Raw genomic sequence first — 25,865 nt, forward strand, 5'->3', positions numbered from 1 at the left:
AGTCATCTTTCAGATAGCGAGGCGACGCATACGACGGCGTTCACGCTCTGACAGCCCGCCCCAAATACCGAATCGCTCGTCGTGTTCGAGAGCGTACTGCAAGCATTCTTCACGAACTTCGCAGGACTGGCAGACAGCTTTTGCTTCGCGTGTTGACCCGCCCTTTTCGGGGAAGAATGCTTCCGGGTCAGTCTGCGCGCAGAGTGCGTGCTCCTGCCATGCAAGAGGGCCGTCAATCGACGCGTAGAAGTCAGCATCGAGTGCTTCAGACCAAGAAATCGGTCCGTCACCGAGAATGTTCCACACGTGAATATCTCCTTGCAGTTTTACATCAATATAAGAATTACACGCGTGTCATCTTCATAAGTCAAGCCCGAGGGAGTAATTGAGAAATCCTTGCCTGCCAGTTGCGAGGAGTGAACTTTTGTGGTTAGCCAGTATTTGTGCGCCTCACGCGGGTTTTCGGCAGGAATCCGGCATTGTTATTTGATGAGCTTGGAGAACATCTGTCCACTACGATTCCACTTATGACCACTTTCCCGCAGCTCATTTCGCTTCTGGCAACACGCCCATCCCCGCAGATGACGATCTATTCGCAAGAACGCGTTGAGCTCAACGGGCCGGTCATTGCCCGCTGGTTCGCGAAGGTCGCCAATCTTCTGGGAAGCGACCTTGCTCCAAACCTGTTTGACGACCCCTTTGGCTTCGAAACTCCTTCGGCCGTCCCTTCTAACTCCAACGATGAGACGCGCCAAGCACTGTGCCTCGCCGTAGGCCCATGGCAGAAGCTCGTGTGGAGCGTTCCCGCGCTTGCTATGGGATTGAACCTCTGCAGTGATCCAGCAACGCTAGGTGTTTCCGACATCCTCGTGACAGATTCGGTCGACGAGGCCTCACGCGACGCGCTGAAGCGCGGCGCGTGGGTGTTAGCCCAACCAAGCAACTACCTCGCATTCTCGTGGAATGGAGAACCCCTGCCTGATGGAGTGCTCGATGCGCTCTCAGAGGTCGGCGCTCAAAGCGACGCACTCGAAGTACCCATTCCACAGCTGGCCCCCGCATCCGTTGAAGAAGCGTGCGGCATCACCCATCTGCTTCCAGCAGACACCGCGTCTTCTGAATCGCAACGCATTGCCCTTTATCAGCTGGATCATTGCGCCCCCATCGCAGTCACGCACTGGTTAAGTGGGCGCAGCCTCGTACTTATTGATCCGAAACTGTATTCCGAGCAAGAGGCACAACGAATCGCTGAATCAGAAGGCGCATCGCTCCTTCACGACGGCGCGCACTGAACGCGACCGAACAACCGGCAACTACCACACGCCCAAAACGTGTGCGAGCGCCAGCTGGAAACCTTCACGAGGCTTGCGTCGAATCTGACGCCAACGACGCGCGAACTTCAGGCGACCAGAAACAGACGTGTCCTCAAGCTCGCCGATCAACGTACTCAGATCCGCCATCACTTGATCGTCGTATATTGCCACCTGACGCACGGCACGCGCGACCGCCAAGAACTGACCACGATAGAAACCGCTACGCAGACGCGCAAAACGGTCGGCATACGCTCCCAATCCCCTATTCGCGCCCTGCACATTCGCTTCATGCTGACGATAATCCAGGGTTGGCGTCGCACTCACAATCCACTTGGCACCAATCGCACGCGAAATCGCATAGACGTACCAATCGTGGACACCGATAGCAGAGTAGTCCAAAAGCTCCAGAGCATCACGAAGTTTTTCATGGAATTCCGGCGTAAAAACATACGTCGACCCCGGTCCTCCAGCCTCAAAAATATGGTCCCATCGTTGCATGGCACCCGCTTTATCAATCAGAGTCTTCTTCCCCGACTGATCGAAGCTCGTGACATTCGAGGATGTCACATCCGCATGTTCAGCTTCAAGAATCGCAATCTGGCTGGACAACTTATCCAGATGCCACACATCATCTTGGTCCGTAAACGCAACATACGAACCATCCGGACGATGCGTCATGAACAGATGAAGGAAATTCCCCGTCACACCCGGCGTACCGTCGCGAGGCGGAAGAAGCTGAATACGTCGATCCTGACCAGCGCGCTTTGCAACGTGTTCAACAGTGCCATCTGTTGACCCGTCATCAGAAACGAGCAACGTTACGTCGACGCCCCTCTGATCGAGGATTGAATCGATTTGCTCGTCAATCCATGTCCGACCGTTGTAGGTCGCCATTAAGACCGTGACGCGCGGGTTTTCACCCAACGCGCCACGTGCTTGGCTATCCACGAATCAGTGACCTTCAGCCGCGTACTTCGCTTCGACGGCTTCCTTCAGCGGCGCCCACCATGCTTCGTTATCGGTGTACCACTTGATCGTGTCAGCAAGACCCGAGCGGAAGTCCGTGAAGTGAGGCTCCCACCCAAGTTCTTCGCGCAGCTTCGTGTTATCGATCGCGTAACGCAGGTCGTGGCCAGGGCGATCGGCGACATGATCGAAATCATCTGCCGGGTAGCCCATTAGTTCGTTCAGGATCGTGACAACATCGTGGTTGTTCGTTTCACCGTCAGCGCCAATCAGGTATGTTTCGCCGATACGACCCTTCATCAGAATGTCCCAGACCGCCGTGTTGTGGTCACGAACATGGATCCAGTCGCGGACGTTCAGACCATCGCCGTACAGGCGCGGACGGACACCGCGCAGACGGTTCGTGATCATGCGAGGAATGAACTTCTCGATGTGCTGGTAGGGACCGTAGTTGTTCGAGCAGTTTGAAATCGTTGCTTCCACACCGAACGAACGCACCCACGCGCGAACCAGAAGGTCCGAGCCGGCCTTCGATGCCGAGTAGGGCGACGAGGGGTTGTAGGGGGTGGTCGGCGTGAACTTAGCGGGATCGTCCAGTTCCAGATCGCCGTAGACCTCGTCGGTTGAAATGTGGTGGAAACGGACCTTGTGGCGTCGGACTGCTTCAAGCAGGGTGAACGTACCAACCAGGTTCGTCTGAATGAACGGCGACGGATCGTTCAGAGAGTTGTCATTGTGCGACTCGGCAGCAAAGTGCACGACAGCATCAGCCTTCGCAACGAGTGAATCGACAAGATCAGCATCCGCAATGTCGCCTTCAATGACACTCAGTCGCTTCGCCATGTCCTCGGACACGTCGGTCAACGAGCCACGGTTGCCTGCGTAGGTGAACGCATCAAGAACAACAACATCCACATCCGGATGGTCTTCAAGAAGAGTATGGACGAAGTTGGCTCCGATGAAACCAGCACCACCAGTAACGACGATTCGCACGATGAACTCCTAACGAATGAACAGTTATAGGCAATTATGCCGTACGAGGACAGTGAATGAGCCTCAGACGCACCATCAACCAGAAAGACAAGCCGAGGGAGGCACATTTCTTGATGCCGTGCCTGCGAGTAAAAGAAGCCCCGGCCCCGCGGGGAGAAACAGGCACTCCCCTGATCCCCATCAGCAAGATGTACGTCTCAGGAATCAAAGCTCCGTAGCAGATCACGACCGAACGCCCAGATACCCCGCGAATACTTCGAGTAGTTGCCTTTAGACGCCTCCCCCATAAGCGATGGGATCCGAGAAAAATGTCCTTTGGGCATGAGTGAACGAGCTTGCTGATGCTTCACAGCTTCTTCAAGGCGGTGTCGTTGTTCGGCTGTGCCCCGCTGTGTTGTATTGACGAAGTGGGATGCGCTGAGGGCTCGCGTCAAGCGTCGCGCATCATCATCAGAGTCTGCTGAAATCTTGCGTTTGATCTGAACAGATAACGGTTCTTTTTTCGCGCCAATTTGGTTGTTCTCATGCTGGCGATAGTCCGTCAGGGCTTCTGGAAGAAGAACCAGCTGACAATCGAAAGCGGCAATGAACGCAAGCCACTCGTCGTGGATCCAGCCGTCAGGAACCGGCATAATACTGCGCGCGAATTCCCCCTTCACCGCAGCCGTTGCGCCCGTAACAAGGTTCCGCTTGAGTAGTACCGCGAGCGCATCGCCATCGACGAGGTTCCGTTTCTCCCACGCGCTGACGTTGAGCTCTTCAAGAAGCGCCGATCCCTTTGGATTCCCCTCAGCGTCGACAAGGCGGGCATCGGAATGAACGAGCTCTTTGTCGTCAAGAGCTTCAACGAGTTTCTCAACTTTGTTCTGATGCCAGACATCATCCTGATCGCACAAAATAATGACGTCACCGGTCGTCGCGCTGATTGCATCAGCAAAGTTACTCCTGACGCCAAGGCCGGGATTATGACGCCGGACCATGAGGTCGATGTTTGTTCCAGCAACAAGCTCTTCAACAATCTGAACTGTGTTGTCACTAGAAGCGTCATCGCCCAGAACAATTTCATCCACCGGCATGGATTGAGCCAGAATCGACTCAATCTGCTGAGCGATAAATCGTTCGCCGTTATACGTACACAGGGCGACACTGATGCGCGGAGAATCAATCATTGAAAGTAATTGTTGGCATCATCGCAATCGGCCCCGTACCTGCATAAGGCCCAGCAACGATCAAGTCCCACGCGTTGTGGCGATGATTGATGGTCCTCCCAAGTCCATCTGCAATCCCCGCATGAAGGCGATACATTCCATCCCCAAGAGGAAGATTAGGAATCGAGAATGTGACTCGATTCTGACCTGTAACTGAAGGCATTACCGATTTTGAGGCATTGGTATCAAATGTAAACAAGTGCTGACCAAGATTGGTTTCGAATGTAATACCAACCAGCCAGTCATCCATTTTCTCTTCAGTGGTGAAAACCATCTGGACTTTCATATCATCTCCAGTATTCAGGCGATGAACACGATTGCCGTGTGCGTCCTCAATATAAACATCATCGAGACGGACTTTGCCAAACAAGTAATTTGAAGGATCGCTTTCCTTCTGTTCCCTATCGGCAAGCTCAAATGCTTCACGAAGAACATGAACTGCTTCTTGCGTATTACCGTCAAAAACAACGTGTCCATGATCGAGAACAACACCGCGGTCACAGACCGCATTCACTTGATCTGCTGAGTGCGAGACAAGAAGAATCGTTCGTCCTTCACGTTGAAATTCGGAAATCTTATCCATGCACTTTCGTTGGAATGGCTCATCACCAACCGCAAGGACTTCATCAACAAGAAGAATGTCCGGATCCGAGTGAACCGCAACTGCAAAGGCTAGGCGCACATACATTCCGGAGGAATAGAACTTCACCTGAGTGTCGATGAAGCGTTCGATTCCAGAAAAGGCAACGATCTCATCGAACTGTCGTTCAGTCTCCACGCGAGTCATGCCAAGAACTGATGCATTGAGAAAGACGTTCTCTCTACCAGTTAAATCCTGATGGAAGCCAGCTCCAAGCTCAAGTAAAGCCGCCATGCGCCCACGTGTAGTCACCGTTCCTGTCGTCGGACGAATGATCGAGCCCATGATTTTAAGCAGTGTAGATTTACCAGAACCGTTGTGTCCCATCAGACCGACTGTTTGATTCATTGGGATCGACAAAGAAACGTCTTCCAACGCATTAAACTCTTCGATATGAGCTTTTGAAGAATGGACGACTCGATCCTTTATCGACATATCTCGATGGATCTTAAAAGATTTTGACACATTATCTACACGGATAACATCTGGATAAGTCTTAGCCATTATCACAGCTCCTGTGCGAAGTTACCTTCGAGACGCACAAACACGCGGTGCGCTCCGAAAAGAAGAAGAATTCCGACAATCAAAGCAATTGTCATGCGGAGAATCATATGAGTGGGATAGGGAGCATCGACTCCTGCCGCCCACATTGTCCTTTGGAACCCAAGAATTGCTAGGGTAATTGGATTAGTCAGGTACAGTTCAAGAATCCATCCGGAAACCGCGTTTGCTACGAAGGAATAGGAATAGACAATAGGGGAAGCCCAGAATCCTAGAAATGTAATCACTTCAATCAGATGTTGAACATCACGCAAGTAAACATTTATTGCTGAGAGAAATAAGCCTCCAGCCAAGCCGTAAACGATAAGGAGAAGAAGGGCTAGCGGAAAGAATACGAGTAAATGCAGATGCGGGAATTGAAAAGTACATACGACAGCAATCAGGAGGATGATGAACTGAGTTAAGAAGTTAACAAGGGCATTTCCTGCAACAGATAGTGGGAATACCTCACGTGGAAGGTAAACCTTCTTTACAAGCCCGGAATTTGCGACAATTGATCCGGTTCCTCCATTAATGATGTCAGCGAATAGCGTCCATGCTGTCAATCCGGAGAAGACGAAGATAGCAAACTGCGGGATACCTCGCGCTGCTCCAAGAAAATGGCCAATAACGATGAAGTAGATCAGCAATTGTGCCAGTGGCTTCACTAGCGACCAGGCAAAACCGAAAGATGAGTCCTTGTATTTTGCTTTAAGCTCTCGTCTGACAAGGTAGCCGAACAGTTCTCGACGTCGCCACAGATCTCGGACAGCCGTCCGCGTACCTTTGATAATTCCCGTCTTGTCCCCGAGCTCTTTAAGAGGTTCTTGAACCAGGCGTGCTTCCCGATCAGCAACGATCTTGTCGAGTGTTTCTGGTGTCATCCCTGATAATTCGGCTCCTGATTCAGAGGGGCTATGAAACTCTGAGTTCGCTCTTGTAGTCACTTCAGTCTCCCCCTCATTCGCCATAGCGCTTCAAGGCTGAACGCACTCCTCGACGTACGCCTCGCCAGCGCTGGACATGATAGGCCGGGTTCACAAGCAACCCGTGAAGCTTTCGTTTGGTCGTAACCTCGCGATCACGAACTAAACGAACCGCATCCCGAAGAACTCCACCAACAACAAGCTTTATGACTGTAGGAATCGACGGAAGGGCTACATCAATCCCGACTTCGCGAAGGCCCTGCGTTTCTTCGAACATGCGATCATCGTATTCTAAGATCGTCATCTCGTTAGAGTGCCAAACGACAGCTCGCGGAGCATACGCCTTGATATAGCCAGCATCAATGACATCTCGGCCAAGCAACTGATCCTCGGCATACGAAACATCACGGTAAGGGATCTCGCCTGTGAGCACTGAACGACGAGCTGCCGAATTCACGTCGGAATAGAAGGTCACCGCATTACGCACGCCCTCGTCCTGAATGAAATCATCGTCGTAGAACAAGGTTGTACCGTGCATCGGCCCAAAACTGGCAAAGGTGTTTTTCACGTCGTAGCGCAGCAATGGGAACGCATCTGCACGAGGCGCTTGAGAACCCATGACTGCAACAATGCGCTCGCTAATATCAAAGGGAGCGGTAATCTCATGGAGCCAGCGATCAGATGCTGGAGTCGCATCGTGAGTCAGGTAGACAACATAGCGCCCCTTAGCCAAGTGGGCACCAAGGTTGCGTGTTTTTCCATGACCAAACTCGCTATTCGGGATCTGATGAAGCCTGACCCACGGATTCTTCGCGATGATGTCGAGCGTCGAGTCTGTGGATCCCGAATCAATGACGAGCGTTTCAAACGTGCCACCATAGCGCTGAGCATGAACCGCATTAAGAATTTCCTCAAGGTGTTGCTCACCGTTATAGGTCAGAATGACGACTGTTGCGTCGAATTCATATTCTTTTTCAGAAGCCATGTTCACAAATCTCCTGCCACGTACGTTGAATACCGACCTCAAGTTCAGTCATTTCGAACGGTCCGAACTCGTTTTGGATGCGTGTCGTGTCAAGAACGCTACCGTGGACATAGGTGCTGGGAACGTCACGGTATTCGATAACAGGATGCCTACCCGTCACGTTGACCATCGCGTCGACAAGTTCGTTCACCGTAGTACCACGTCCCGAACCAACGTTGTATACCGGCTGGCTTGGCCCCGTCGAAATCATCGTAGCGACGATATTCGCGAAATCTTTGACATAGATGTAGTCACGGAACATCGTTCCGTCTCCCATCACTGTCAGAGGCATATTGTTCAGAATATTCCTCAAGAAAATCGGAATAATTCCCTGGCGCTTATGCGGGTTTTGACGAGTCCCATACGGGTTCGAAATACGGAAACTCGTTGAACGCAAACCGTATTTCCGTTCAAAGAAACGCATATAGTTCTCGATGGCAAGTTTTCCAATGCCGTAGGGAGAAACTGGTAGCGTCAAGTCGTCTTCAGAGAACTTTTCTTGATCGCGATCTCCGTAGATCGTGCCACCTGAAGAAGCAAAGTAGACATGCTCGACTCCCTCGTCAGCACAGATCTGGAACAACTCAACCGAGCCAAGAATGTTCGTGCGAATATCCACGATCGGGTCATTTTCTGCTGTTGCAGGATCCGTCGTCGACAGCATGTGAACGACAATCTGCTTGCCATGAACGGCGCGACGAAGATCAGCTATGTTCAGAAAGTTTCCGTCAACGATATCAACGCCTTCCGAGGCCCAATGGCTAGTCCCCGAAAACATGTCGAATACGGTGACACAATGCTCCCGTACTACGAGAGCATCCACGAGGTGGGATCCAAGAAAACCGTTTCCGCCAATGACGAGAATGTCAGCCACGCATTGCCTCCTCGAAGGCGGTGACAAATTGAGCCCCCGCATCGTCCCACGAAAAATCCGAAACGGACGAGGCTGCCTCGCAAGATTTTTCAATCTGCTGAGAATCATCGAGAATTTCAACGATCTTGTGCGCCAACGCCTTTGGCGACAGTGGCGTGTATGCGATATGTGGATTATCTGAAACCAGACGGTTATTCTCTGCGTCATTGACGACCGGGATCGTTCCACACGAAAGCAATTCAAGTGGGAGCAACGACATGTTCGTCAGTGACATGACCAGAGCGGCCGCACATTTGTTGTAGAGAGGACTCAAATCACTGATACTCATCGCACCATGATCGATAAAGTCGAATGGCACATCCCAACCACCGAGACGCCATCCTGCCATGTGAATCGTTGTCTGAGGACGTAGCCGTTTCACTTCAGCAAGAGTCATGACACCCAGCTCAAACCCTCGACGAGCCGTCACTGGTCGCGCATAGAAGAACACATCTGATCGGCGCTGTTCATTCGTTCGCTTATACAGCGAAAAATCCGCCGCAAAATCGAAGGGATGCGTTTTCATTCCGTAGTCAGTGGAAAGCTTCTTTGCAAGCCAGCGTCCAGCAGTAAAAGCTTCAAAGCCGAAGCGATACGTATTTTCGGCAAGCACGGATTCGGAGCCAACAGAGTAGAACGACGGCTCGAAGTCCTGCACAAAGTAGTATCTGCGCGCATTCGAACGGTCGAGGTACGAGGGGTATGCCGTCTCCCAACCGGTGGAGAAGATCGCGTCGACTTCTTCGCCGACTCCAGCCGATGGCGAATACACCTCGATTGAAGCATTCAACTGAGGATAAGCAACCGAGTCACGAAGTATCTTTTGGATGCCTTTGATGTTGATCGGCAGGGGGTTAGAGGAATAGAGAAAGATCTTGACCGTATGTCCGGCTTGTTCCAAGAAAGAAAGGAAACGGAATATATTCTGGTGTCCACCTGAATGCTCTCCGGGGGGAGACATAATCCAGGCAGTCGTAAATGGGCCGTCTCCGACCGATCGAGGCTCTTGTTTCCACTGCGGATCTACTGTCCAGTCAGCAACCGCTGCATCCTCGAACTTCACCAACGAAGCATTTCTTCGTCCTCTGAGCCCACCCGCATTTTTGGGAGAGGATAAGTGAGTGCCCACTCCGAGGAAGAGGCGCCCTACTGTCAGTCGTGCGCCGTTACGTTTGTAATACGAGGCGCCCAGCTTTGAATAGTTCGCGAGCTTCTTCATTCCATTCATACGCGTCAGTGTATATGTCCGAGGCCTTGATACAGGGCAGTACATACACAGGTCTGCCAGTTCCCCATCACACGACGTTGACGGGAAACTGACAGATCAGATCACTTCAACAGGTCCAGCAGGTACTGCCCGTAACCGGACTTCACCAGCGGTTCAGCGCGCTGACGCAGTCCTTCATCATCAATGAAGCCCATACGCCAAGCCACTTCTTCAGGAGCTCCAACCTTCATCCCCTGGCGTGCTTCCACTGTACGAACAAAGTTCGTTGCATCAGCAAGGGAATCAAATGTTCCAGTATCGAGCCAAGCAGTACCTCGAGGGAGAACCTCAACTTGAAGCTTTCCTGCTTCAAGGTAAACCTTGTTCACATCCGTGATTTCGTATTCACCGCGTGCGGAAGGCTTGAGATTCTTCGCGATCTCTACGACGTTATTGTCGTAGAAGTACAGACCGGGAACCGCATAGTTCGACTTCGGATGAGCAGGCTTTTCTTCAATAGAAATTGCGGTGTAGTTATCATCGAATTCAACGACACCGTACGCGGTTGGATCTGCCACATGGTAGGCGAACACTGCACCGCCATCAGGATCCACATGACGGCGAAGCTTCGTGCCCATACCGGGACCGTAGAAGATGTTGTCGCCAAGAACGAGAGCCGCGGAGTCAGTTCCAACATGATCAGCCCCAAGGACAAATGCCTGGGCAAGTCCGTTCGGCACTTCTTGAACGGCATACGAGATATTGACACCAAGCTGTGAGCCGTCGCCCAGCAGGCGGTGGAAAGCTTCGGCATCATGTGGTGTCGTAATAACAAGGACGTCTTGGATACCTGCAAGCATCAGCGTTGACAAGGGATAGTAGATCATCGGTTTGTCATACACCGGGACAAGTTGTTTTGACGTTCCCAATGTAATTGGATTCAGTCGGGTTCCTGATCCGCCGGCAAGGATAATGCCCTTCATCGTTCCTCCGCAGGTTGAGTGCGCGCACTGGTCGACTTACTTGTGCACCTTGACGCACATTATGCCAAGACTTTTTCTAATGTTGCGCATCACACTCACACATGTACCAGAGTGCAACTGAGGAATATCACCGTCTGCTTCACCGATAAACGGCCCCCTATCACCTAAACTCGTTCCAGTACTAGTTTCCACTCAGCGCCAGCCATGGATGTAGGAGCACGATTCACGATGACGACAGCGACCAGAAAAGCTCTTGGCATTGAGGAAACCCCTATTCCTGGCTTCCTGCGCATTGATCTCACCGTGCATGGAGACAACCGTGGCTGGTTTAAAGAAAACTGGCAACGAGAGAAGATGCTCGCTCTTGGGTTACCCGACTTTGGCCCCGTGCAGAACAACATTTCTTTCAACGATGAAGTTGGCGTAACACGCGGTATTCACGCTGAGCCGTGGGACAAGTTTGTTTCGGTCGCAACCGGCCGAGTCTTCGGCGCGTGGGTAGATCTGCGCGAAGGTCCTTCGTTCGGAACGGTTTACACGACTGAAATTGACCCCTCGGTTGCAGTCTTCGTTCCTCGTGGCGTGGGCAATTCATACCAGACTTTAGAACCAAATACTGCATACACCTATCTGGTGAATGACCACTGGTCTGCCGACGCAAAATACACCTTCTTGAACCTCGACGATGAAACTGTCGCAATTGATTGGCCAATTCCGTTGGAGGACGCGATTCTGTCCGATAAGGACAAAGCTCATCCCAAACTCGCAGATGTTATTCCTTTCCCTTCTCCGGATACGCGACGTGTTTTGGTAACCGGAGCAAATGGTCAGCTTGGACGCGAACTTCTCAAGCAACTCCCCGAAGCTGGCTACAGCGTGACGGGTGTCGATCTTCCAGAATTTGATATTGCTGACGATGTCGCCATGGACGCGGTCGACTGGTCGCAATACGACATCATTATCAATGCAGCAGCTTGGACAAACGTCGACGGAGCAGAAACACCTGAAGGGCGCCCGCTTGCTTGGCGGGCTAATGCCCATGGGCCTGCGAATCTCTCTCGAATCGCAAGCAAACACCACTTGACGGTGGTGCATATTTCTTCCGAATACATCTTCGATGGTTCGGCGGAGTTTTACACGGAGACCGAGAATCCAAGCCCTCTCGGCGTGTATGGTCAGTCGAAAGCTGGTGGCGATGCAGCAATTGTCACCACTGACCAGCACTACTTGGTTCGGACCAGCTGGGTTGTTGGCGATGGAAAGAACTTCATTAAGACGATGAAGGGTCTTGCTGATGAAGGTGTTAATCCCACCGTTGTCAACGACCAAAAAGGGCGTCTTACTTTTACTACCGACCTAGCAGGTGGCATCATTCACCTTCTGTCCACTAACGCCGAATACGGAACATACAATCTTTCTGGCGAAGGTCCCGTTGTCTCGTGGTGTGACATCGCGAAAAGAGTTTTCGAATTAGTCGGTCGTTCGCCAAACGACGTTACCCCCGTAACAACCGTTGAGTATTACGCAGGAAAAGAACAGATTGCTCCCCGTCCTCTCAACTCGACGCTTGATTTGACGAAGCTTGAACAGACAGGCTTCACACCACAAAACTCGATGCAGGTTCTTACTCAGACTCTCAGCTGAGAGCAACTCACGCGTTATGACCGCCCTGGACACCAAACCAAGTGAAGGCACTCGCACCATCATGAACACGAAACTGTATCGGAATGCTTCTGAGGCTCCGCTCTGGGTACGAACTGTTCTTTTGGCTCTTATCTTCACGGCGCTCTCAGCGCTCGTCGGTTATCGCTATATTTCGGAGCATAGTGCGATCTCCCCACAAGACGAGTACGTATATATCGACGCTGTTGATAAAGCAATGCACGGCGAAGTTACTCGTCAATACTCTGAAACGGACGAATACGCGCGTTCGCTCATTACATGCGTAGGCATCGAGATTTACGGCCCGCAAGGCCCCGCCTGTGGTGACACCAATGCGCCCTCTGAAGATTATCCCTTTAAAGGCTATTCAACCGCTTCAGTTCACTCACCTCTCTATTTCTTTATCACTGCTTTCTTGACGAAGATCCTTCTCTTCCTCGCCCCCGGCAAGCAGATGTATTTGTTAGCCAAGTTCACCGGTACTCTATGGCTCGGGCTGGGATTAACTGCGACATGGCGCCTTGCGCGATACCTCGGCGGTTCACGCCTTATCACAGCATCAGTGACCGCCCTTATGCTTGCAAGTCCCGCAATCAGGTGGGCGAACTTCTATATCACCCCTGACTCGTTCAGCTTGCTCGCAGGTTCATTCATCTTCTTGTCTGCGCTCAAAATGGTCCGCAAAGAATGGACTTCGATTCCCCTCATCGTTGCCTCGGTTTTCTTTGGTCTGATTAAGTTCCAGATGCTCTTTGCAACCGGGGCAGCACTGCTGTTTATCCTCATCTATTTCATACGCATTAAAGAGGAACGCTCTTCACTCAAGCGACCAATTCTTCTTGCATTCTTGGCGCTACTTTTGGGCCTTGTCGCTCAATTTGCTTACCAGCATTACAGGAACCTCACTGCAATCCACATCGCCAAAGATTATTCAATCGATGCGCATGTTCCCTTCTCACCGACTTTTGCGGTCGAGCAACTAGATAATTTCCTTACCTACCTTTATATGGGCCCCGTATCACTCAATGGAGGCTTACTCGGCACAGTCGGGCTCCCTTATGCATTCACAACGTTATCTTCCTTGCTTCTAGTTTCAGGTCTCGTTGGAGCAGCTCTCTTCGCTGTTAACACTGAAGTACTTCACCAATCATTCGCGCTTGCCCTATTGTTGGCCTCAATCTTCGTAGCCCCCGCGTTCTACATCTACCTGAACCTCACAATGGGTGTTGGGTTTGACCTTGCTCCGCGATATGGTGCCGCTCTTCTACCGGCTCTTGCGATAGGTCTACCCGTGACAGTAAAGTCCAAGACTTCTTCGGTTCTAGTGGCAGTATTCGCCGTGTTTGCACTCGCGTTTGCTCTGATTGCAAACAGTATTGTCTAGGTCGATACATCCACTATGTACTCGACACCGATGAACAGAAAGTAACAGATAATGGCTGAAGCAAAATCACGAATCTTGGTCATCGTTCCAGCTTGGAACGAAGAAGCAGTCATCGGACCTGTGCTTGAAGAGCTTCGTAGCGAAGTCGGCTCGATGGCTGATATAGCTGTTGTCTCTGACGGCTCCGGCGATCGCACAGCAGCAATTGCCAAAGAACACGGAGCGATAGTTCTTGATCTGCCTATCAACCTCGGTGTCGGAGGAGCGATGAGGACAGGTTATTCCTATGCTCACCGCAACAACTACGACTATGCTGTTCAGCTTGATGCAGACGGTCAACACGACCCCAAGGAGATCTCGAATCTCTTGGCATCCGCGAAAGAAACGGCCGCCGATGTTGTGATCGGCGCGCGCTTCGCAGGAAAAGGCGACTACACCGTTCGAGGCCCCCGTCATTGGGCAATGAAAGTTCTCTCCACAATCCTTTCGAGAGTATGCGAAACGAAATTGACTGACACAACGTCGGGCTTCAAACTCAGCAACCGAAAAGCTATCGCTTTGTTTGCACGGAACTATCCGGCTGAGTACCTGGGTGACACAATCGAAGCACTTGTCATCGCAAAACGTCACGGTTTAACGATTCGGCAGGTTCCCGTAGAAATGCGTCCCCGCGCTGGAGGAGAACCCTCACATAATCCTCTTAAAGCTGCTCGATTCCTGATTCGTGCATTCATTGCGTTGTCCGTTGCGTTGACACGCCCCTCTGTTGGCTGACGAGTGAGAGAAACTGGAGATCAGAAATGACATCAACGTACTGTCTCGCTATCCTTTTCGCGCTCGTTATCTTTTACGCAATCTTCATCAAGATGCGCAATGCTGGGATGAAGGAACGCTACGCGACGTGGTGGTTCGTCATTGCAATCGGGGTGTTGATCGTTTCCTTGTTCCCGAAGGCACTGAGCTTTGTTGCTCATCTCTTGGGTGTGCAGGTTCCTCTCAACCTTGCTCTAGTGACTGGAGCAGTTGTTTTCATGCTTCTTACACTTCGAATGAGCGTTGATCTGTCTCATGCCAGCGAAGAGCGACGAAAGCTCACTGAAGAAATCGCAATCCTCAACTACGAGCTCGGCCTCCTTAAATCCCAGCAAGCTGGAAAACAATCAGATCACTAAAGCCACTCAACGTGTTATCTCGGAGAGCTAAGACCTCGCTGGCAACGTGACGAGCACCAATCTTTTCGCTAAGAAGATCTTGAGATCAGTCAGGTAGGCTCACAACATGAATTTGCAGTTCCTAAGAGACTCCGTGCGCGCCACGGCACTTTTTCTGTTTTCTCTGATCGCAGTTGCTCTGTTCGGAATGGTCGTCAAGACCGGCATCGCCTTGGTATTCTGGACAGCCGTCATCGTTGCGCTTGCCCTTTTTGGCGTCGTCATCTATCGGAACTACCAGACACTGACGCCTCGGTCTTTCTTCACTGCACTCGCAATTCTTCTTCCCTCTCTTGTCGGTATCGCTTCAGTCGTCTATTTGCTCTCGTACTATGACGGTGGCGTTCCGGTTCAGTTCACGCGTAACGATATGGTGATGAATACCATCGAAGCGCTGACAATCCACCAGAACGGCGGACTAGGTTCCGGCGATGAGGTCAAACCTGTCTTCCTTACTGCGGTTATCACCTCAATTTTCTATGGGCCAGGAACTTCCTTCAGCCCACTTCTGACGATGTTGTATGGCAACATCGTTGCGGGTCTCGTTGTATGTTGTCTCGCCAGTATCTTTACCGGCTGGCTGACGTGGGCGTTGTTACCAAACGCTCCATGGCCCCTACGCACAGCTGCCGTGTTTGTTACCGGGTGGGTCCCCTTCACTCGTAATGTTTTTGGCGCGGTTGAATTTGATGGCTACCTCAACATCCCAGTTATCTATTTGATCTTGATCCTTTCGTGGATTACCTATCGGACCCTCCGTCCTGCCCAAGCACTCATCTGGCTTCCTGTGCTACTGGTCGCCACACTTGCTACGTGGTCTCCGGCTTCCCTGATGCCCGGCCTGTTGCTATTAATGGCACTTGTACGTTGTCTTCATAATCTTCCCGCACATCGCCCAACGTCACGAGAGTTGATTTGGATCGCACTGACTTGGCTCTGCGTTGCAGTATTCTTCTTCGCTTGGTCACTCCCAGCACTCCGCGTCGACGGTGATTACCTCTCTGCTGGTCCCGGCTATTTTGCTGGTGAGATAAGCGACCACCTTACAATTGCCAGCATTCTTTTGCTTCTAATGCTCTTCGTTTTCGCCGCTGCCCTTCCCCGGCATCGCTCGCCCGAGGCAATGGGACTTAGCGCCTTTGCAGTTGGCAGTTGGCTCGCGATCTTCTTCCTCCTCTTACTGCGAGAATCTGGCGATTCTCGCTGGGGCTACTATCCCCTGAAGATGATGTGGATCTCAACGATCACATTTGCAACCATCATGACGATTGAAGCGCTCCGCCAAGCGTTTACCCCTCGGTCAGCATCTGACCGACGCTCCTACGCATGGTGGCGAGGGCGTTGTGTTCAAGCCGCCTTCTTTGCCCTGTCGGTAGTCATCATGGGCGTAGGCTCTCTTCTCCCATTTGAACATTTCGGTCGCGGTGGGACTCTCTTCCCCATGCTGCCTCGCTACGCAACAATGCCCACCGATAAAGACCACAAAATGCCGACCCCTGAGGAAAAGAAACTGTACGACCAATTGGTTGAAGTTTTTGACGAAAACCAGGGCGCTCCTGTCGTGTTCATTCGTCACGCGTCCAACCTCGCATTCGATGGCGATCGAAATCGGTACCTTATTCAATTCTCAGCGCCTACAAGTTACGATGTGCGTATTCACGCATACCGCGAATGGCACGGCGACTACTACGGAATGCTCTGCCCGCTCCTACGCGCTTGGGATAAAGAAGCGACTGTTATTACGTCCACTGAGGGCTACAAAACTACGCGCGAACAGATTGACTACTGTGGTCTATCGGATCGCGTCAAGCTCATCACCCTCGACAACTGACTCAGTCTTGTCTTTAGCTCTTGAGGAATCCATGCTTGATAAGCTACGAAAGACCTTCGTCCAAAAAGACCTCAGTTCTCGAGATAACTCGCTGAATTTTCTACGTCTGTTCTTCGCTCTACTCGTTGTCTTCTCCCACGCGCAGATTCTCACCGCTACAGGTGATGGTGTCGTTGTTCTAGGACAACACCTAGGAAGCTGGGCCGTTGTTGGATTCTTTGGTATTTCGGGTTACCTCATTACCGGAGCCCGAGTCCGAAGCGATGCGGGAAAATATCTGATTAACCGCGTCGCCCGCATTTATCCTGCATTCCTCGTAGCACTCACATTCGTCGCTTTCGTGCTCGCTCCTATTACCCACGTGATTGAAAAGGGCACTATTGACGGATATTTTGGCACTTCCCCTACCCCACTTGACTACGTCTATAGCAATATCCTGCTGAAGGTCAGCTACTACCACATCGGTACAACCCTGGCAGACCACCCACTGACTGCCTGGAATGGGTCGCTATGGTCGCTCTCCTATGAATTCTGGTGCTACATCATCATCGGCGTATTCATGTCCTGGGCATTTATGCGCAAGCATGTCTGGCCAACTGCCGTTCTATTCGCATTTTCAGTGTTGGCCCACGCTGGTATTGAACGCCTTAATCCCTACATCGATAGCAACTACGATTTGGGACTGCTCATTTTCATGCTTCCCTATTTCTTGGGTGGTGCGCTGATTTTCCAGCTGAAGGACACGCTTCCAATGCGTGGCCGCTACGCGCTGATCGCTGCTATCGCTTCAGTTGGTATCATCTACGCCCTGCCAGACTTCGGTAAGCAACTCGCCTCTCCGCTCATGGCATACTTCGTTCTCTACCTAGGTACGATCATGCCATCACCGCATTGGGTGAAAACACATGATATTTCGTACGGGATCTACGTATTCCACTTCCCCATCATTCAGTTCCTCATCACTCTTCACCTAGACAAACTCGGATTCGTTCCATTCTTGATTGTCGCTGCACTTATCACGATGGCGCTGGCTACTCTCAGCTGGTTTGGAGTCGAACGTGCTGCGATGCGGTGGGCACGTGGAAAATCACCGTGGGGTGACTTAAAGAAGACTTCTTCTGTTTCTCCGGTACCAGCGAGTGAACACACAAGCGAAGACAGGTCTGTTGTACGTTAGGCTCTGCTTTCCCTCACCGGGAATCTAGCTCGAAACCACAGCTGAGATTCCAAAAAGGTACTCAGATCATTAGACTCGCCTTATGGGATCTCATCGCATTCGCTCTGTTGCATCACTGTGCTTCGCGCTGACACTGCTACCTTCAGTGGCAATTTCTTCCAGCGCTGAGCCAACTCCAGCTTCCCAAGACGGATGGTCGCTCCAGGACAATAGCTGGGTGTTCACCCGTTCGGGACACATTCTGCAGGGCTGGTTCCAAGATCGCAGTTCTTGGTATTGGGCTGACTCAGAAGGTCGAGCCGTCCTTGGATGGAAGCACATCAATTCTTCGTGGTATTACTTCAATTCCTCGAACGCGATGGTTACTGGCTGGCAGTCCATCGGCGGCAAATGGTATTACTTCACCACCAGTGGCGCCATGCACACTGGGTGGCTCCACAATGGAAACACGTGGTACTACCTCGACTCTTCCGGAGCAATGGCCACCGGCTGGAACCTCGTCAACAACACCTGGTACTACCTCACCCAGAGCGGCGAAATGAAAACCGGCTGGGTCGATAACGGCGGCACGTGGTACTACCTCGACTCTTCCGGAGCAATGGCAACCGGTTGGCGATCAGTGAACGGAACCTGGTATTACTTTAAAACATCAGGCGCCATGAAAACCGGTTGGCTGGAAAACAACGGCACCTGGTACTACCTCGCCCCATCAGGAGCAATGGTCACAGGCCAGCAGGACATTAATTCGGCCACCTACTACTTTGCCTCCGACGGAACGTGGTTTACGCCTACGCCGATCATGGGAGCACCTCAGAAAAACCGTGCCACAACGATCCAAGCAATGCTGAACGCATACGCCCAATCGGGTCACTCCTATCCCTCGGGTGCACTCAGCATTGGGGGCGCTCCCACCGCTTTAGACTTCTTCTCGATCCTCTACGACGAGGCAACAGCCGAAGGCATCAACCCGGAAGTTGTCTTTGCCCAGTCCATGCTAGAAACCGCATGGCTCTCATTCGGTGGCGATGTCAAGATCCAACAGTTCAACTTCGCAGGACTTGCCGCGACAGGTAACGGAGCACAAGGCAACGGCTTCCCCGATGTGCGCACCGGTCTGCGGGCACAAGTCCAGCACCTACGCGTATACGCTGACCCACATGCAACTGTATCGAGTCTTACCTACCCCCTGGTAGATCAACGGTTCGATTACGTTGTAAAGGGAAGCGCGCCCATCGTTGAATACCTCGGCATTCAAGAAAACCCCCAACACCGCGGGTGGGCGACCGGCAAAAACTACGGGTTCCACATCGTTGCCCTGATGAAGCGGTCTTTCAGCTAAAAAGTGGACAGAAGTGTCCCAGTTGGAATTGAAGTCTTTCGGCTCTCACATACGACTACTGTTCGACGGCTTTCTTATCCCTGTTCGCCACCAGTACGAATCCGAAGATCATGGATAGCACGGTCATCGCTATTCCATAGGCAATCGAAGCACCCATAATCTGATAACGCGGGATCAGAATGGGAACAAGAGCTGCAATCGTCAACGCTGACACGGCGTACCCTACAAAGACCAGCTTCTGCTGGCGCATCGTCGTAATCGCGTAATACAGAATCACACTGGCAGAGTTCATAGCTCCGCCAAAGACAAGAACGATCAGCTCCGTTCGATATGGAGCAATATCTTTACCGAAAACAAGATTGAGAATTGGAACACCAATAAAGTAGGTCACAATCGCAACCGCGACAAATGCGCCCGCTGTAGCGGTAAGCCCGCGACGCACGATCCCAACAAATCCTGACCAGTTGTGCCGAACCCAATGATGAGCCATCTGTGTCAGGAGCGGTCTAAAAACAACCAATGCCAGCAAATTGATCGCTACCGCAGGCATGTAAAGAATTGCGAAAATACCCTGTTCTGTCAGGCCCAAGTAACGGTCAATGCCGAAACGTGGAGCATTCGCAAGATACATGGAAATAAACGATGCAAGAGCAAGCGGTAGACAATCAATGAGAAGAGCGCGAATCTCGCGTTTTGTCCATAGCGGTTTGAAAGCAAAAAGACGCACGCTCTGAGGAATAAACAGAACGATCATCGCTACGAGCGACGCAACCAAAGTTGCAATTACTGTTATCCACAGGTTCTGCGTAACGACAAGCCCAGCGCTAAATACAGCTGTGGTGACAAAAGTACGCCAGAACCCTGCTCTGCCAGCAATATCAAGATGGCCACTACGCTGAAGCTCGCAGTAATAGACATCTTCAACCGCATCAAAGACGCGGATCGAGGCAACCAGGATCATGAGCATCACAGCACAAAGCCCATCGCCACTCACAACCGCGTATCCTGCAATGCCAATAATCATTGCAACGACGGTCAAGATCCTCGCTGCATGATAGGTGCCGAAAGTGAACTTCCCCGACGCATCTGTCACATGGTACGTGCGTACTTCAAACATTCCCAGCGTCTGGAATTGTTGACCGACCGCAATTGCTAACGAATATAAGCCGGCAATCTCAATACCGAGAACACGAGTGACAACGATCAACATGACTACCGTCGCCACAGACTGCATCAGAGAATATGCAGTATTCCAAAAGTAGTCACGTTTGAGAGAACTACTGGCACTGGTGTCCGACATGGACTAGTCCTTCTCTCAGGCGAGGCTCTCGTAGGGACCGAAATCGATTTCTACCGGCTTATGGTTACGGCGCTTCTCTTCCGGTGGCATCTGCATGTAGTCGCCGTACGAACGTGTCAGAACCGCGTCGTACTCGCGCTGGAGTTTGACCGTAATGTCTTCAAATGGAACATCCCGAGCTGGGAAAAGCTCCTCGCGAGTCACTGTCCAGTTCCACGGATCACGCATCGAAAAGTCAGCGTAGATCCCTGTATCAACCGATTCGAAACGACGAGCAGCCTTATCCCACTTGTTCTGCAACATTTGTGGGGTTACACGGAATAAACGCATAGCCCAATGAGCGAGCGAGGTTGCGCTGTGGATCGCAAAACGCTTGAAGCCGTGTGTGTCGATCAAGTAGGGAGTCGGGGTTCCCTGTACGTAGAGCAGACGTCCCCACACCCATGTTCTGCGACTCATTGCTTTAACCGCTGCAGGATCATCGCCCGGAACATTATCGAGAGGGAGTAGATCGATTGCTAAGCGCATCCGGTACTTCGAGTCCTTGCCAAACTCAGGAATGAAAACAGTTCCATCCAGCCCAAGTTTGGTAAACATGAAAGGATATTCTGGCACCGTACGCGTATTGTCGAAACGATAGTCTTTCGACATAATCTTCGGCGCCTCGGCAAGGAAACGCTCGTAATCGGCACGAGTCATAAGCACGTCAACATCATCGTCCCACGGGATGAACCCGTGGTGGCGCACAGCCCCAATAGATGTTCCACCGTAAACCGTGTACTCGACTCCAAGCTCGCGGCAGGCGTGATCAAAATCCTTCAAAATCTTCAGGAGAACTGCCTGAATCTTCGCAAGCTGCTCCGGATCTGAAAATGCATCAGGCGTTGCCATACGTTGTCCTTAAACTCGAGCATCATTCCAATTTGATCGTTACCCGATTATCGCACAGGAGAGTATTTCAGCCGAGAAACACATCGTGCTTCAACAATGATCCCAGACTCGTTACGCCACAAGAATTCACATGCACATCCACGCTACTCACCACTGTCATAGGTTGCACACGAGAAACAAGAGTCGATCAAAGGGGAGCCAGATATGCGTCCATTACACTGAGTGACCATGCATCTGCCGCAACCATATACTCGAGATCTTAGCTCTCGCGATAACGCCCTCAACCTCTTGCGATTAGCCCTTGCGTTTCTGGTCGTGTTTTCTCACGCCCAGATTCTGGCAGGTGTTGGAGATGGTGTTGTCTGGCAGGGACAGCACCTGGGTAGTTGGGCAGTCGTTGGTTTCTTCGGTATTTCCGGTTTTCTTATCACGGGTGCACGAACCCGAAGTAATGGCGCACAGTATTTGATGAATCGCATTACTCGCATCTATCCCGGATTCTTGCTGTCCCTAGTCGCGGTTGCTTTCATCTTCGCACCAATTGCCTATTACGTTGAAAGGCACTCGTTCGACGGGTTCTTCGGAACTCCGACTACGCCACTCCACTACATTTACTCGAATATCTTCCTTTTAATTAATCACTACGATGTCTCGGGCACTCTTGCATCAGTGCCTTATCCGTCGGCTTGGAATGGTTCCCTTTGGAGTTTGTACTACGAGTTCTGGTGTTACATCATCATCGGTGTCTTCCTGTCATGGACGTTCACAAAGAACCACGTGTGGCCAACGATCCTGCTATTCCTCGTGTCGGTTGCAATTCACGCAAAAATCGGTTGGTTTCTTCCATACGTTGGCAATAGTGGTGATTTTCAGCTACTCATCTTTATGCTCCCCTACTTCCTTGGGGGCGCGATTATCTTCCAGCTACGCGATAGGTTGCCAATGAGATGGGAGTACGCTTTTGTTTCCCTCATCCTTGCGCTTGTGTGTATCTACGGTTCGGACGGTTTCGGTAAGCAGGCAGCATCACCATTTATGGCTTACTTGATCCTCTGGCTGGGAGCTGTTCTCCCCTCTCCGAAACTCATTCAGGTTCATGACATCTCGTACGGCGTGTATATTTTCCACTTCCCCGTCCTTCAGCTTCTCATCCTGTTCGGCGTTCACACGATGGGGTTCTGGTTCCTTTTAATGGTTTCCACGCTCATCACTGGCATCTTGGCGACGGCGAGCTGGTTGGGTGTCGAACGCGCAACGATGCGTTGGGTTCGTGGAAAATCCCCCTGGGGAGAGCTCTCCTTAGCTGCTCGTTAGTAAGCCTCAGCAAACAAGGCTTTTCGCTACTAAGAACTCACTTCCCTCATTGCCTTCCAACGAAGTGATAGCCATTCACTGAAAAAGGCTGGTGGGTGCTTCTCAGAAGCACCCACCAGCCTTTTCAGTTTGCTCTGACAGGCTACGAAATCACATGCTTCAGAAGTTGCGAGACTGCCGCGTTATCCTTCTGTTTCAAGGCTTGGGGAAGCAAAGTCAGAGCATGTGCTCTCGACGTTGAATGAATACGCGCAGCACGTGCAGCGCGCCTCCAGCCATTCTTCAATACAAGCTTCTCGGCAATCGCAAAGTAATCGCGTTCTCCTTGGAAACGACGTCCGTCAAAAAGTGCAGTCGATGATGCAGATTCAGCGTGACGACGGTATGCAAAACACACATAGGGATCGAAGAGCAGAGAGCCTCCAGCTACGATGACATCCATGACAAGCGCAAGATCCTGAATAATCGGGAAACCCGGACGGAACTGCGTTGTTTCAAAAACCTCACGCTTGAAGACGAGAGAAGGCCAATACAACCAATCGGCTCGCAACAGCGATACGGCAAGAGCCTCACCGGACAACAGACGAGGACGCTGCGCATCAGGTCGCAGTAGGGACTTAACCCGGTCGACAACAGGAGTGACCGCAGAGCTGTTCTCATCAATGATTCGAACTCCCGGCTGGATAATGGAGGCAGAGGGAAATTCAGAGTGAAGCTTCAAGATTCGTTCGACGAAGTCGCGTTCTGGAACATCATCGCATCCGAGCAACATAACGAGCTCCGCCGAAGCAAGTTCAACGCAGCGCTCATAGTTCTGGGTGATGCCCAGATTGTTTTCGTTGCGAATATAAGTCACGCGCTCGTCATCAAGGCGCGAGAAGTACTCGCCCACCTGCGGATCTGGGTAGCAGTCGTCAACAACCGTCAACTTCCATCCATCCACGCTTTGGTGACGAACGGCCTCTACTGTTTCAAAGAGGTACGACGGTTCTCCCCAAAACGGCAACATAATGTCGAGGGTATGCATAGCTCAATCTCTCAGATTCTTCGGAGGAAGGGAGCCAACGGATCTGGCTTCTACCTTTCAGATGACTCCATCTTAGTTGCTCGATTATTATCTCGGCAGAACCTACAGGGAACGCCAAGATAGTGCACGAACCCTCACCTATGTTTTTCAGCTTACGGTGTCTGATTTAGCTCGTTTTATACGAGGTAATGGCAAAACCAACTGATACCATCACAACTATGCGAAAGACTGTTCTCGTTACTGGTGCCGGTGGCTATATTGGTCGCCATGTCGTCGACGCTCTACTGAAGCATGACGTCAATGTTTCTGTCGTGGATTTGAAGTTTGACGGAATCAATGAACGCGCCAAACGTCTGAACGTCAATATTTTTTCAGGCGACGCTGACATCTACGAGCAGCTAGGCAAGCCCGATGTTGTGCTTCACATGGCCTGGAGGGACGGTTTCAAGCACAATTCTCAGGCGCATGTGGACGATTTGGCTTCCCACTACCACTTCATCTCACATCTTCTTGAAGGCGGGTTGCCTCAGATTGCAGTTATGGGCTCAATGCATGAGGTCGGATATTGGGAAGGCGCTATTAATGCTGACACCCCCTGCCACCCCGCATCCCTCTATGGAGTAGCAAAGAATGCTCTGCGTGATCTCACCGCTATTCGCGCTTCTCAAACTGGCTCGTTGATGCAATGGATCCGTGGCTACTACATCGTCGGCGATGACAAATTCGGTAATTCCATTTTCGGCAAGCTTCTTCAGGCTGATGAAGAAGGCAAGACATCTTTCCCCTTCACCATGGGAAAGAATCTGTACGATTTCATTTCCGTTGATGGTCTAGCGCAACAGATTGCCGCGATCGTGACGCAGACCGAGCACACGGGCATCATTAACGCCTGCTCGGGTCAACCGATGTCATTGGCTGACCGCGTTGAGGCATACATCAAGGAAAACAATCTTTCTTTGACACTCGAGTACGGCGCCTTCCCCGATCGTCCCTATGACTCTCCCGGCGTTTGGGGCGATCCAACGATCATCAACCAGATCATGGCAAAGAACTGACTTCGCGTTCAAATAGGTGTGGCCTCCCTACAGATGAACTGTCCCCTGAAAGTTAGACAGTTTAATAGTAGGGGTTCTTAGGCTACGAGGGCATGATTCCGATATTCGTTCGGGGTCATGCCCTCGAGTCGTTGTTGGATGCGTTGGTTGTTGTACCAGTGGATGTAGTCCTGTATTTGATTGGCTAGGTCTTCGGTGTTGGTGAATGCTTGTTGGTAGAACAGTTCTGCTTTGAGGTGGGCGAAGAAGTTTTCTGCTATGGCGTTGTCATGGCAGTTACCTTTTCTGGACATGGATTGAGTAGCGTTGTAGTTGGCTAGTAGGGCTTTCCAACTGTGGTGTTGGTATTGGAATCCTTGATCCGTATGCATGATCATGCCCGGTCCTGGCTGCGCCTGGTGTAAGGCTTTGCGCAGGCTAGAGTTGGTGAGTTCTAGGTTTGGTGAGGCGCTAATCGAGTAGGAGATGACGCTGTGGTCGTACAGGTCAATGATTGGTGACAGGTACAGTTTTTGGTTTCCTACTCTGAACTCAGTGACGTCTGAGACCCATTTCTGGTTCGGCTTGGTAGCTGTGAAATCACGATTAAGAACGTTGCCAGCCGCGTTGGATTGGTTGGATCTGTAAGAGTTGTAACGCTTTTTCTTACGCGCCTGGCACACTAGGTGTTCTTGTTTCATTAGTTTGGCTACCAGTTTTCTAGATACGCAAATGCCTTGACGTTTCAAAGCTAGCCTGACGCGACGGTGACCATAGCGTGCGTGGGATTGGTCAAACACGGTCTTGATCTCACGTTTGAGCCCAGCGTGCTTATCAGGAGCATCAAGGCGGGCTTGGTGATAGTAAAACGTTGACCTGGCAAGGCCAGCAGCTTGGAGTAAATCGAGGGTGTCAGGGTTTTTGTGTGTGAGGCTCTGATCTAGAAGGAGTTTCACTGATAATGACTAAGGTGTCACCGAAG

Annotated in this window: 24 protein-coding genes; 10 read left to right on the forward strand and 14 right to left on the reverse strand. The window is 51.4% G+C overall.

The genetic code is table 11. The annotated features are described in order from the left end of the window. Nucleotides 1-9: 9 nt before the first annotated feature. The gene (locus QP109_RS07255) at nucleotides 10-306 is read right to left on the reverse strand and encodes a WhiB family transcriptional regulator (protein WP_006681336.1); all 297 of its coding nucleotides are present in this window, start codon (nucleotides 304-306) and stop codon (nucleotides 10-12) included. 221 nt (nucleotides 307-527) lie between these two features. Here QP109_RS07255 and QP109_RS07260 point away from each other — a divergent pair, with 221 nt between their 5' ends. Then, complete coding sequence (locus QP109_RS07260) at nucleotides 528-1,292, forward strand: hypothetical protein (RefSeq protein WP_285024146.1); 765 nt, start codon at nucleotides 528-530, stop codon at nucleotides 1,290-1,292. A 21-nt stretch (nucleotides 1,293-1,313) separates the two neighbouring features. Here the strand turns inward: QP109_RS07260 and QP109_RS07265 are convergent, their stop codons facing one another. The 9 genes from QP109_RS07265 to rfbA form a co-directional block, all read right to left on the reverse strand. Beyond that, a complete protein-coding gene (locus QP109_RS07265; RefSeq protein ID WP_285024147.1) occupies nucleotides 1,314-2,261 on the reverse strand; it encodes a glycosyltransferase in 948 nt (315 codons plus the stop codon). A gap of 3 nt (nucleotides 2,262-2,264) precedes the next feature. Beyond that, on the reverse strand, nucleotides 2,265-3,272 hold the full coding sequence (gene rfbB, locus QP109_RS07270; RefSeq protein WP_285024148.1) for a dTDP-glucose 4,6-dehydratase: 1,008 nt from the start codon (nucleotides 3,270-3,272) through the stop codon (nucleotides 2,265-2,267). Between the two features lie 197 nt (nucleotides 3,273-3,469). After that, on the reverse strand, nucleotides 3,470-4,441 hold the full coding sequence (locus tag QP109_RS07275) for a glycosyltransferase family 2 protein (RefSeq protein ID WP_285024149.1): 972 nt from the start codon (nucleotides 4,439-4,441) through the stop codon (nucleotides 3,470-3,472). Continuing rightward, a complete protein-coding gene (locus QP109_RS07280; protein ID WP_285024150.1) occupies nucleotides 4,434-5,624 on the reverse strand; it encodes an ABC transporter ATP-binding protein in 1,191 nt (396 codons plus the stop codon). Before QP109_RS07280 ends, QP109_RS07275 begins: the two co-directional genes overlap by 8 nt. A gap of 2 nt (nucleotides 5,625-5,626) precedes the next feature. After that, complete coding sequence (locus QP109_RS07285; RefSeq protein ID WP_285024151.1) at nucleotides 5,627-6,607, reverse strand: ABC transporter permease; 981 nt, start codon at nucleotides 6,605-6,607, stop codon at nucleotides 5,627-5,629. Nucleotides 6,608-6,620: 13 nt separating this feature from the next. Then, a complete protein-coding gene (locus QP109_RS07290) occupies nucleotides 6,621-7,571 on the reverse strand; it encodes a glycosyltransferase family 2 protein (RefSeq protein ID WP_285024152.1) in 951 nt (316 codons plus the stop codon). Beyond that, the gene (locus QP109_RS07295) at nucleotides 7,561-8,484 is read right to left on the reverse strand and encodes an NAD-dependent epimerase/dehydratase family protein (RefSeq protein ID WP_101627518.1); all 924 of its coding nucleotides are present in this window, start codon (nucleotides 8,482-8,484) and stop codon (nucleotides 7,561-7,563) included. The genes QP109_RS07290 and QP109_RS07295 overlap by 11 nt, the downstream gene beginning before the upstream one ends. Continuing rightward, on the reverse strand, nucleotides 8,477-9,751 hold the full coding sequence (locus tag QP109_RS07300; RefSeq protein WP_285024154.1) for a rhamnosyltransferase WsaF family glycosyltransferase: 1,275 nt from the start codon (nucleotides 9,749-9,751) through the stop codon (nucleotides 8,477-8,479). Before QP109_RS07300 ends, QP109_RS07295 begins: the two co-directional genes overlap by 8 nt. Nucleotides 9,752-9,852: 101 nt before the next feature. Beyond that, nucleotides 9,853-10,713 (reverse strand): glucose-1-phosphate thymidylyltransferase RfbA, encoded by an 861-nt coding sequence (gene rfbA / locus QP109_RS07305; RefSeq protein ID WP_179369796.1) that lies wholly within the window; start codon nucleotides 10,711-10,713, stop codon nucleotides 9,853-9,855. 228 nt (nucleotides 10,714-10,941) lie between these two features. Between rfbA and QP109_RS07310 the strand changes: the two genes are divergently transcribed. The 7 genes from QP109_RS07310 to QP109_RS07340 all read left to right on the forward strand — a co-directional run bounded on the left by QP109_RS07310 (nucleotide 10,942) and on the right by QP109_RS07340 (nucleotide 19,317). After that, complete coding sequence (locus QP109_RS07310; protein ID WP_285024155.1) at nucleotides 10,942-12,357, forward strand: sugar nucleotide-binding protein; 1,416 nt, start codon at nucleotides 10,942-10,944, stop codon at nucleotides 12,355-12,357. 61 nt (nucleotides 12,358-12,418) lie between these two features. Then, a complete protein-coding gene (locus tag QP109_RS07315) occupies nucleotides 12,419-13,759 on the forward strand; it encodes a hypothetical protein (protein WP_195224754.1) in 1,341 nt (446 codons plus the stop codon). Nucleotides 13,760-13,810: 51 nt separating this feature from the next. After that, nucleotides 13,811-14,533: a glycosyltransferase family 2 protein gene (locus QP109_RS07320; RefSeq protein ID WP_195224755.1), complete on the forward strand. Its 723-nt coding sequence runs from the start codon at nucleotides 13,811-13,813 to the stop codon at nucleotides 14,531-14,533. A gap of 26 nt (nucleotides 14,534-14,559) precedes the next feature. After that, nucleotides 14,560-14,931: a DUF2304 domain-containing protein gene (locus tag QP109_RS07325; protein WP_101627524.1), complete on the forward strand. Its 372-nt coding sequence runs from the start codon at nucleotides 14,560-14,562 to the stop codon at nucleotides 14,929-14,931. Between the two features lie 106 nt (nucleotides 14,932-15,037). Continuing rightward, on the forward strand, nucleotides 15,038-16,801 hold the full coding sequence (locus tag QP109_RS07330; RefSeq protein WP_285024156.1) for a hypothetical protein: 1,764 nt from the start codon (nucleotides 15,038-15,040) through the stop codon (nucleotides 16,799-16,801). 31 nt (nucleotides 16,802-16,832) lie between these two features. Continuing rightward, a complete protein-coding gene (locus tag QP109_RS07335) occupies nucleotides 16,833-17,978 on the forward strand; it encodes an acyltransferase family protein (protein ID WP_285024157.1) in 1,146 nt (381 codons plus the stop codon). Nucleotides 17,979-18,060: 82 nt separating this feature from the next. After that, nucleotides 18,061-19,317: a glucosaminidase domain-containing protein gene (locus tag QP109_RS07340; RefSeq protein WP_285024158.1), complete on the forward strand. Its 1,257-nt coding sequence runs from the start codon at nucleotides 18,061-18,063 to the stop codon at nucleotides 19,315-19,317. Between the two features lie 55 nt (nucleotides 19,318-19,372). On the opposite strand, the gene QP109_RS07345 is transcribed toward QP109_RS07340, so the two are convergent. Together QP109_RS07345 and QP109_RS07350 are read right to left on the reverse strand one after the other, a co-directional pair. Beyond that, nucleotides 19,373-20,617, reverse strand: coding sequence for a lipopolysaccharide biosynthesis protein (locus tag QP109_RS07345; protein ID WP_270771991.1), 1,245 nt, complete (start codon nucleotides 20,615-20,617; stop codon nucleotides 19,373-19,375). A gap of 15 nt (nucleotides 20,618-20,632) precedes the next feature. Next, nucleotides 20,633-21,508, reverse strand: a complete 876-nt coding sequence (locus QP109_RS07350; RefSeq protein ID WP_195224760.1) for a LicD family protein — start codon at nucleotides 21,506-21,508, stop codon at nucleotides 20,633-20,635. 228 nt (nucleotides 21,509-21,736) lie between these two features. Between QP109_RS07350 and QP109_RS07355 the strand changes: the two genes are divergently transcribed. Then, nucleotides 21,737-22,822: an acyltransferase family protein gene (locus QP109_RS07355; protein WP_285024159.1), complete on the forward strand. Its 1,086-nt coding sequence runs from the start codon at nucleotides 21,737-21,739 to the stop codon at nucleotides 22,820-22,822. Between the two features lie 142 nt (nucleotides 22,823-22,964). On the opposite strand, the gene QP109_RS07360 is transcribed toward QP109_RS07355, so the two are convergent. Next, a complete protein-coding gene (locus tag QP109_RS07360; protein WP_285024160.1) occupies nucleotides 22,965-23,849 on the reverse strand; it encodes a glycosyltransferase family 2 protein in 885 nt (294 codons plus the stop codon). 218 nt (nucleotides 23,850-24,067) lie between these two features. Between QP109_RS07360 and QP109_RS07365 the strand changes: the two genes are divergently transcribed. Then, nucleotides 24,068-24,904, forward strand: a complete 837-nt coding sequence (locus tag QP109_RS07365; RefSeq protein WP_285024161.1) for an NAD-dependent epimerase/dehydratase family protein — start codon at nucleotides 24,068-24,070, stop codon at nucleotides 24,902-24,904. 77 nt (nucleotides 24,905-24,981) lie between these two features. Here QP109_RS07365 and QP109_RS07370 read toward each other — a convergent pair whose 3' ends face one another. Continuing rightward, a complete protein-coding gene (locus tag QP109_RS07370; RefSeq protein ID WP_285024162.1) occupies nucleotides 24,982-25,839 on the reverse strand; it encodes an IS3 family transposase in 858 nt (285 codons plus the stop codon). Nucleotides 25,840-25,865 lie beyond the last annotated feature (26 nt).

The organism is Pauljensenia sp. UMB9872, from assembly GCF_030212665.1.
GTDB classification, from domain to species: domain Bacteria; phylum Actinomycetota; class Actinomycetes; order Actinomycetales; family Actinomycetaceae; genus Pauljensenia; species Pauljensenia turicensis_B.

What these genes read in the sequence shown, in the direction of transcription:
- QP109_RS07330 (WP_285024156.1), top strand. Translation starts at nt 15,038, where the DNA reads ATGAATTTGCAGTTCCTAAGAGACTCCGTGCGCGCCACGGCACTTTTT.
- QP109_RS07350 (WP_195224760.1), bottom strand. Translation starts at nt 21,508, where the DNA reads ATGGCAACGCCTGATGCATTTTCAGATCCGGAGCAGCTTGCGAAGATT.
- QP109_RS07355 (WP_285024159.1), top strand. Translation starts at nt 21,737, where the DNA reads ATGCATCTGCCGCAACCATATACTCGAGATCTTAGCTCTCGCGATAAC.
- QP109_RS07320 (WP_195224755.1), top strand. Translation starts at nt 13,811, where the DNA reads ATGGCTGAAGCAAAATCACGAATCTTGGTCATCGTTCCAGCTTGGAAC.
- QP109_RS07315 (WP_195224754.1), top strand. Translation starts at nt 12,419, where the DNA reads ATGAACACGAAACTGTATCGGAATGCTTCTGAGGCTCCGCTCTGGGTA.
- QP109_RS07345 (WP_270771991.1), bottom strand. Translation starts at nt 20,617, where the DNA reads ATGTCGGACACCAGTGCCAGTAGTTCTCTCAAACGTGACTACTTTTGG.
- QP109_RS07335 (WP_285024157.1), top strand. Translation starts at nt 16,833, where the DNA reads ATGCTTGATAAGCTACGAAAGACCTTCGTCCAAAAAGACCTCAGTTCT.
- QP109_RS07260 (WP_285024146.1), top strand. Translation starts at nt 528, where the DNA reads ATGACCACTTTCCCGCAGCTCATTTCGCTTCTGGCAACACGCCCATCC.
- QP109_RS07280 (WP_285024150.1), bottom strand. Translation starts at nt 5,624, where the DNA reads ATGGCTAAGACTTATCCAGATGTTATCCGTGTAGATAATGTGTCAAAA.
- QP109_RS07325 (WP_101627524.1), top strand. Translation starts at nt 14,560, where the DNA reads ATGACATCAACGTACTGTCTCGCTATCCTTTTCGCGCTCGTTATCTTT.
- rfbA (WP_179369796.1), bottom strand. Translation starts at nt 10,713, where the DNA reads ATGAAGGGCATTATCCTTGCCGGCGGATCAGGAACCCGACTGAATCCA.
- QP109_RS07290 (WP_285024152.1), bottom strand. Translation starts at nt 7,571, where the DNA reads ATGGCTTCTGAAAAAGAATATGAATTCGACGCAACAGTCGTCATTCTG.
- QP109_RS07360 (WP_285024160.1), bottom strand. Translation starts at nt 23,849, where the DNA reads ATGCATACCCTCGACATTATGTTGCCGTTTTGGGGAGAACCGTCGTAC.
- QP109_RS07300 (WP_285024154.1), bottom strand. Translation starts at nt 9,751, where the DNA reads ATGAATGGAATGAAGAAGCTCGCGAACTATTCAAAGCTGGGCGCCTCG.
- QP109_RS07310 (WP_285024155.1), top strand. Translation starts at nt 10,942, where the DNA reads ATGACGACAGCGACCAGAAAAGCTCTTGGCATTGAGGAAACCCCTATT.
- QP109_RS07340 (WP_285024158.1), top strand. Translation starts at nt 18,061, where the DNA reads ATGGGATCTCATCGCATTCGCTCTGTTGCATCACTGTGCTTCGCGCTG.
- QP109_RS07365 (WP_285024161.1), top strand. Translation starts at nt 24,068, where the DNA reads ATGCGAAAGACTGTTCTCGTTACTGGTGCCGGTGGCTATATTGGTCGC.
- QP109_RS07275 (WP_285024149.1), bottom strand. Translation starts at nt 4,441, where the DNA reads ATGATTGATTCTCCGCGCATCAGTGTCGCCCTGTGTACGTATAACGGC.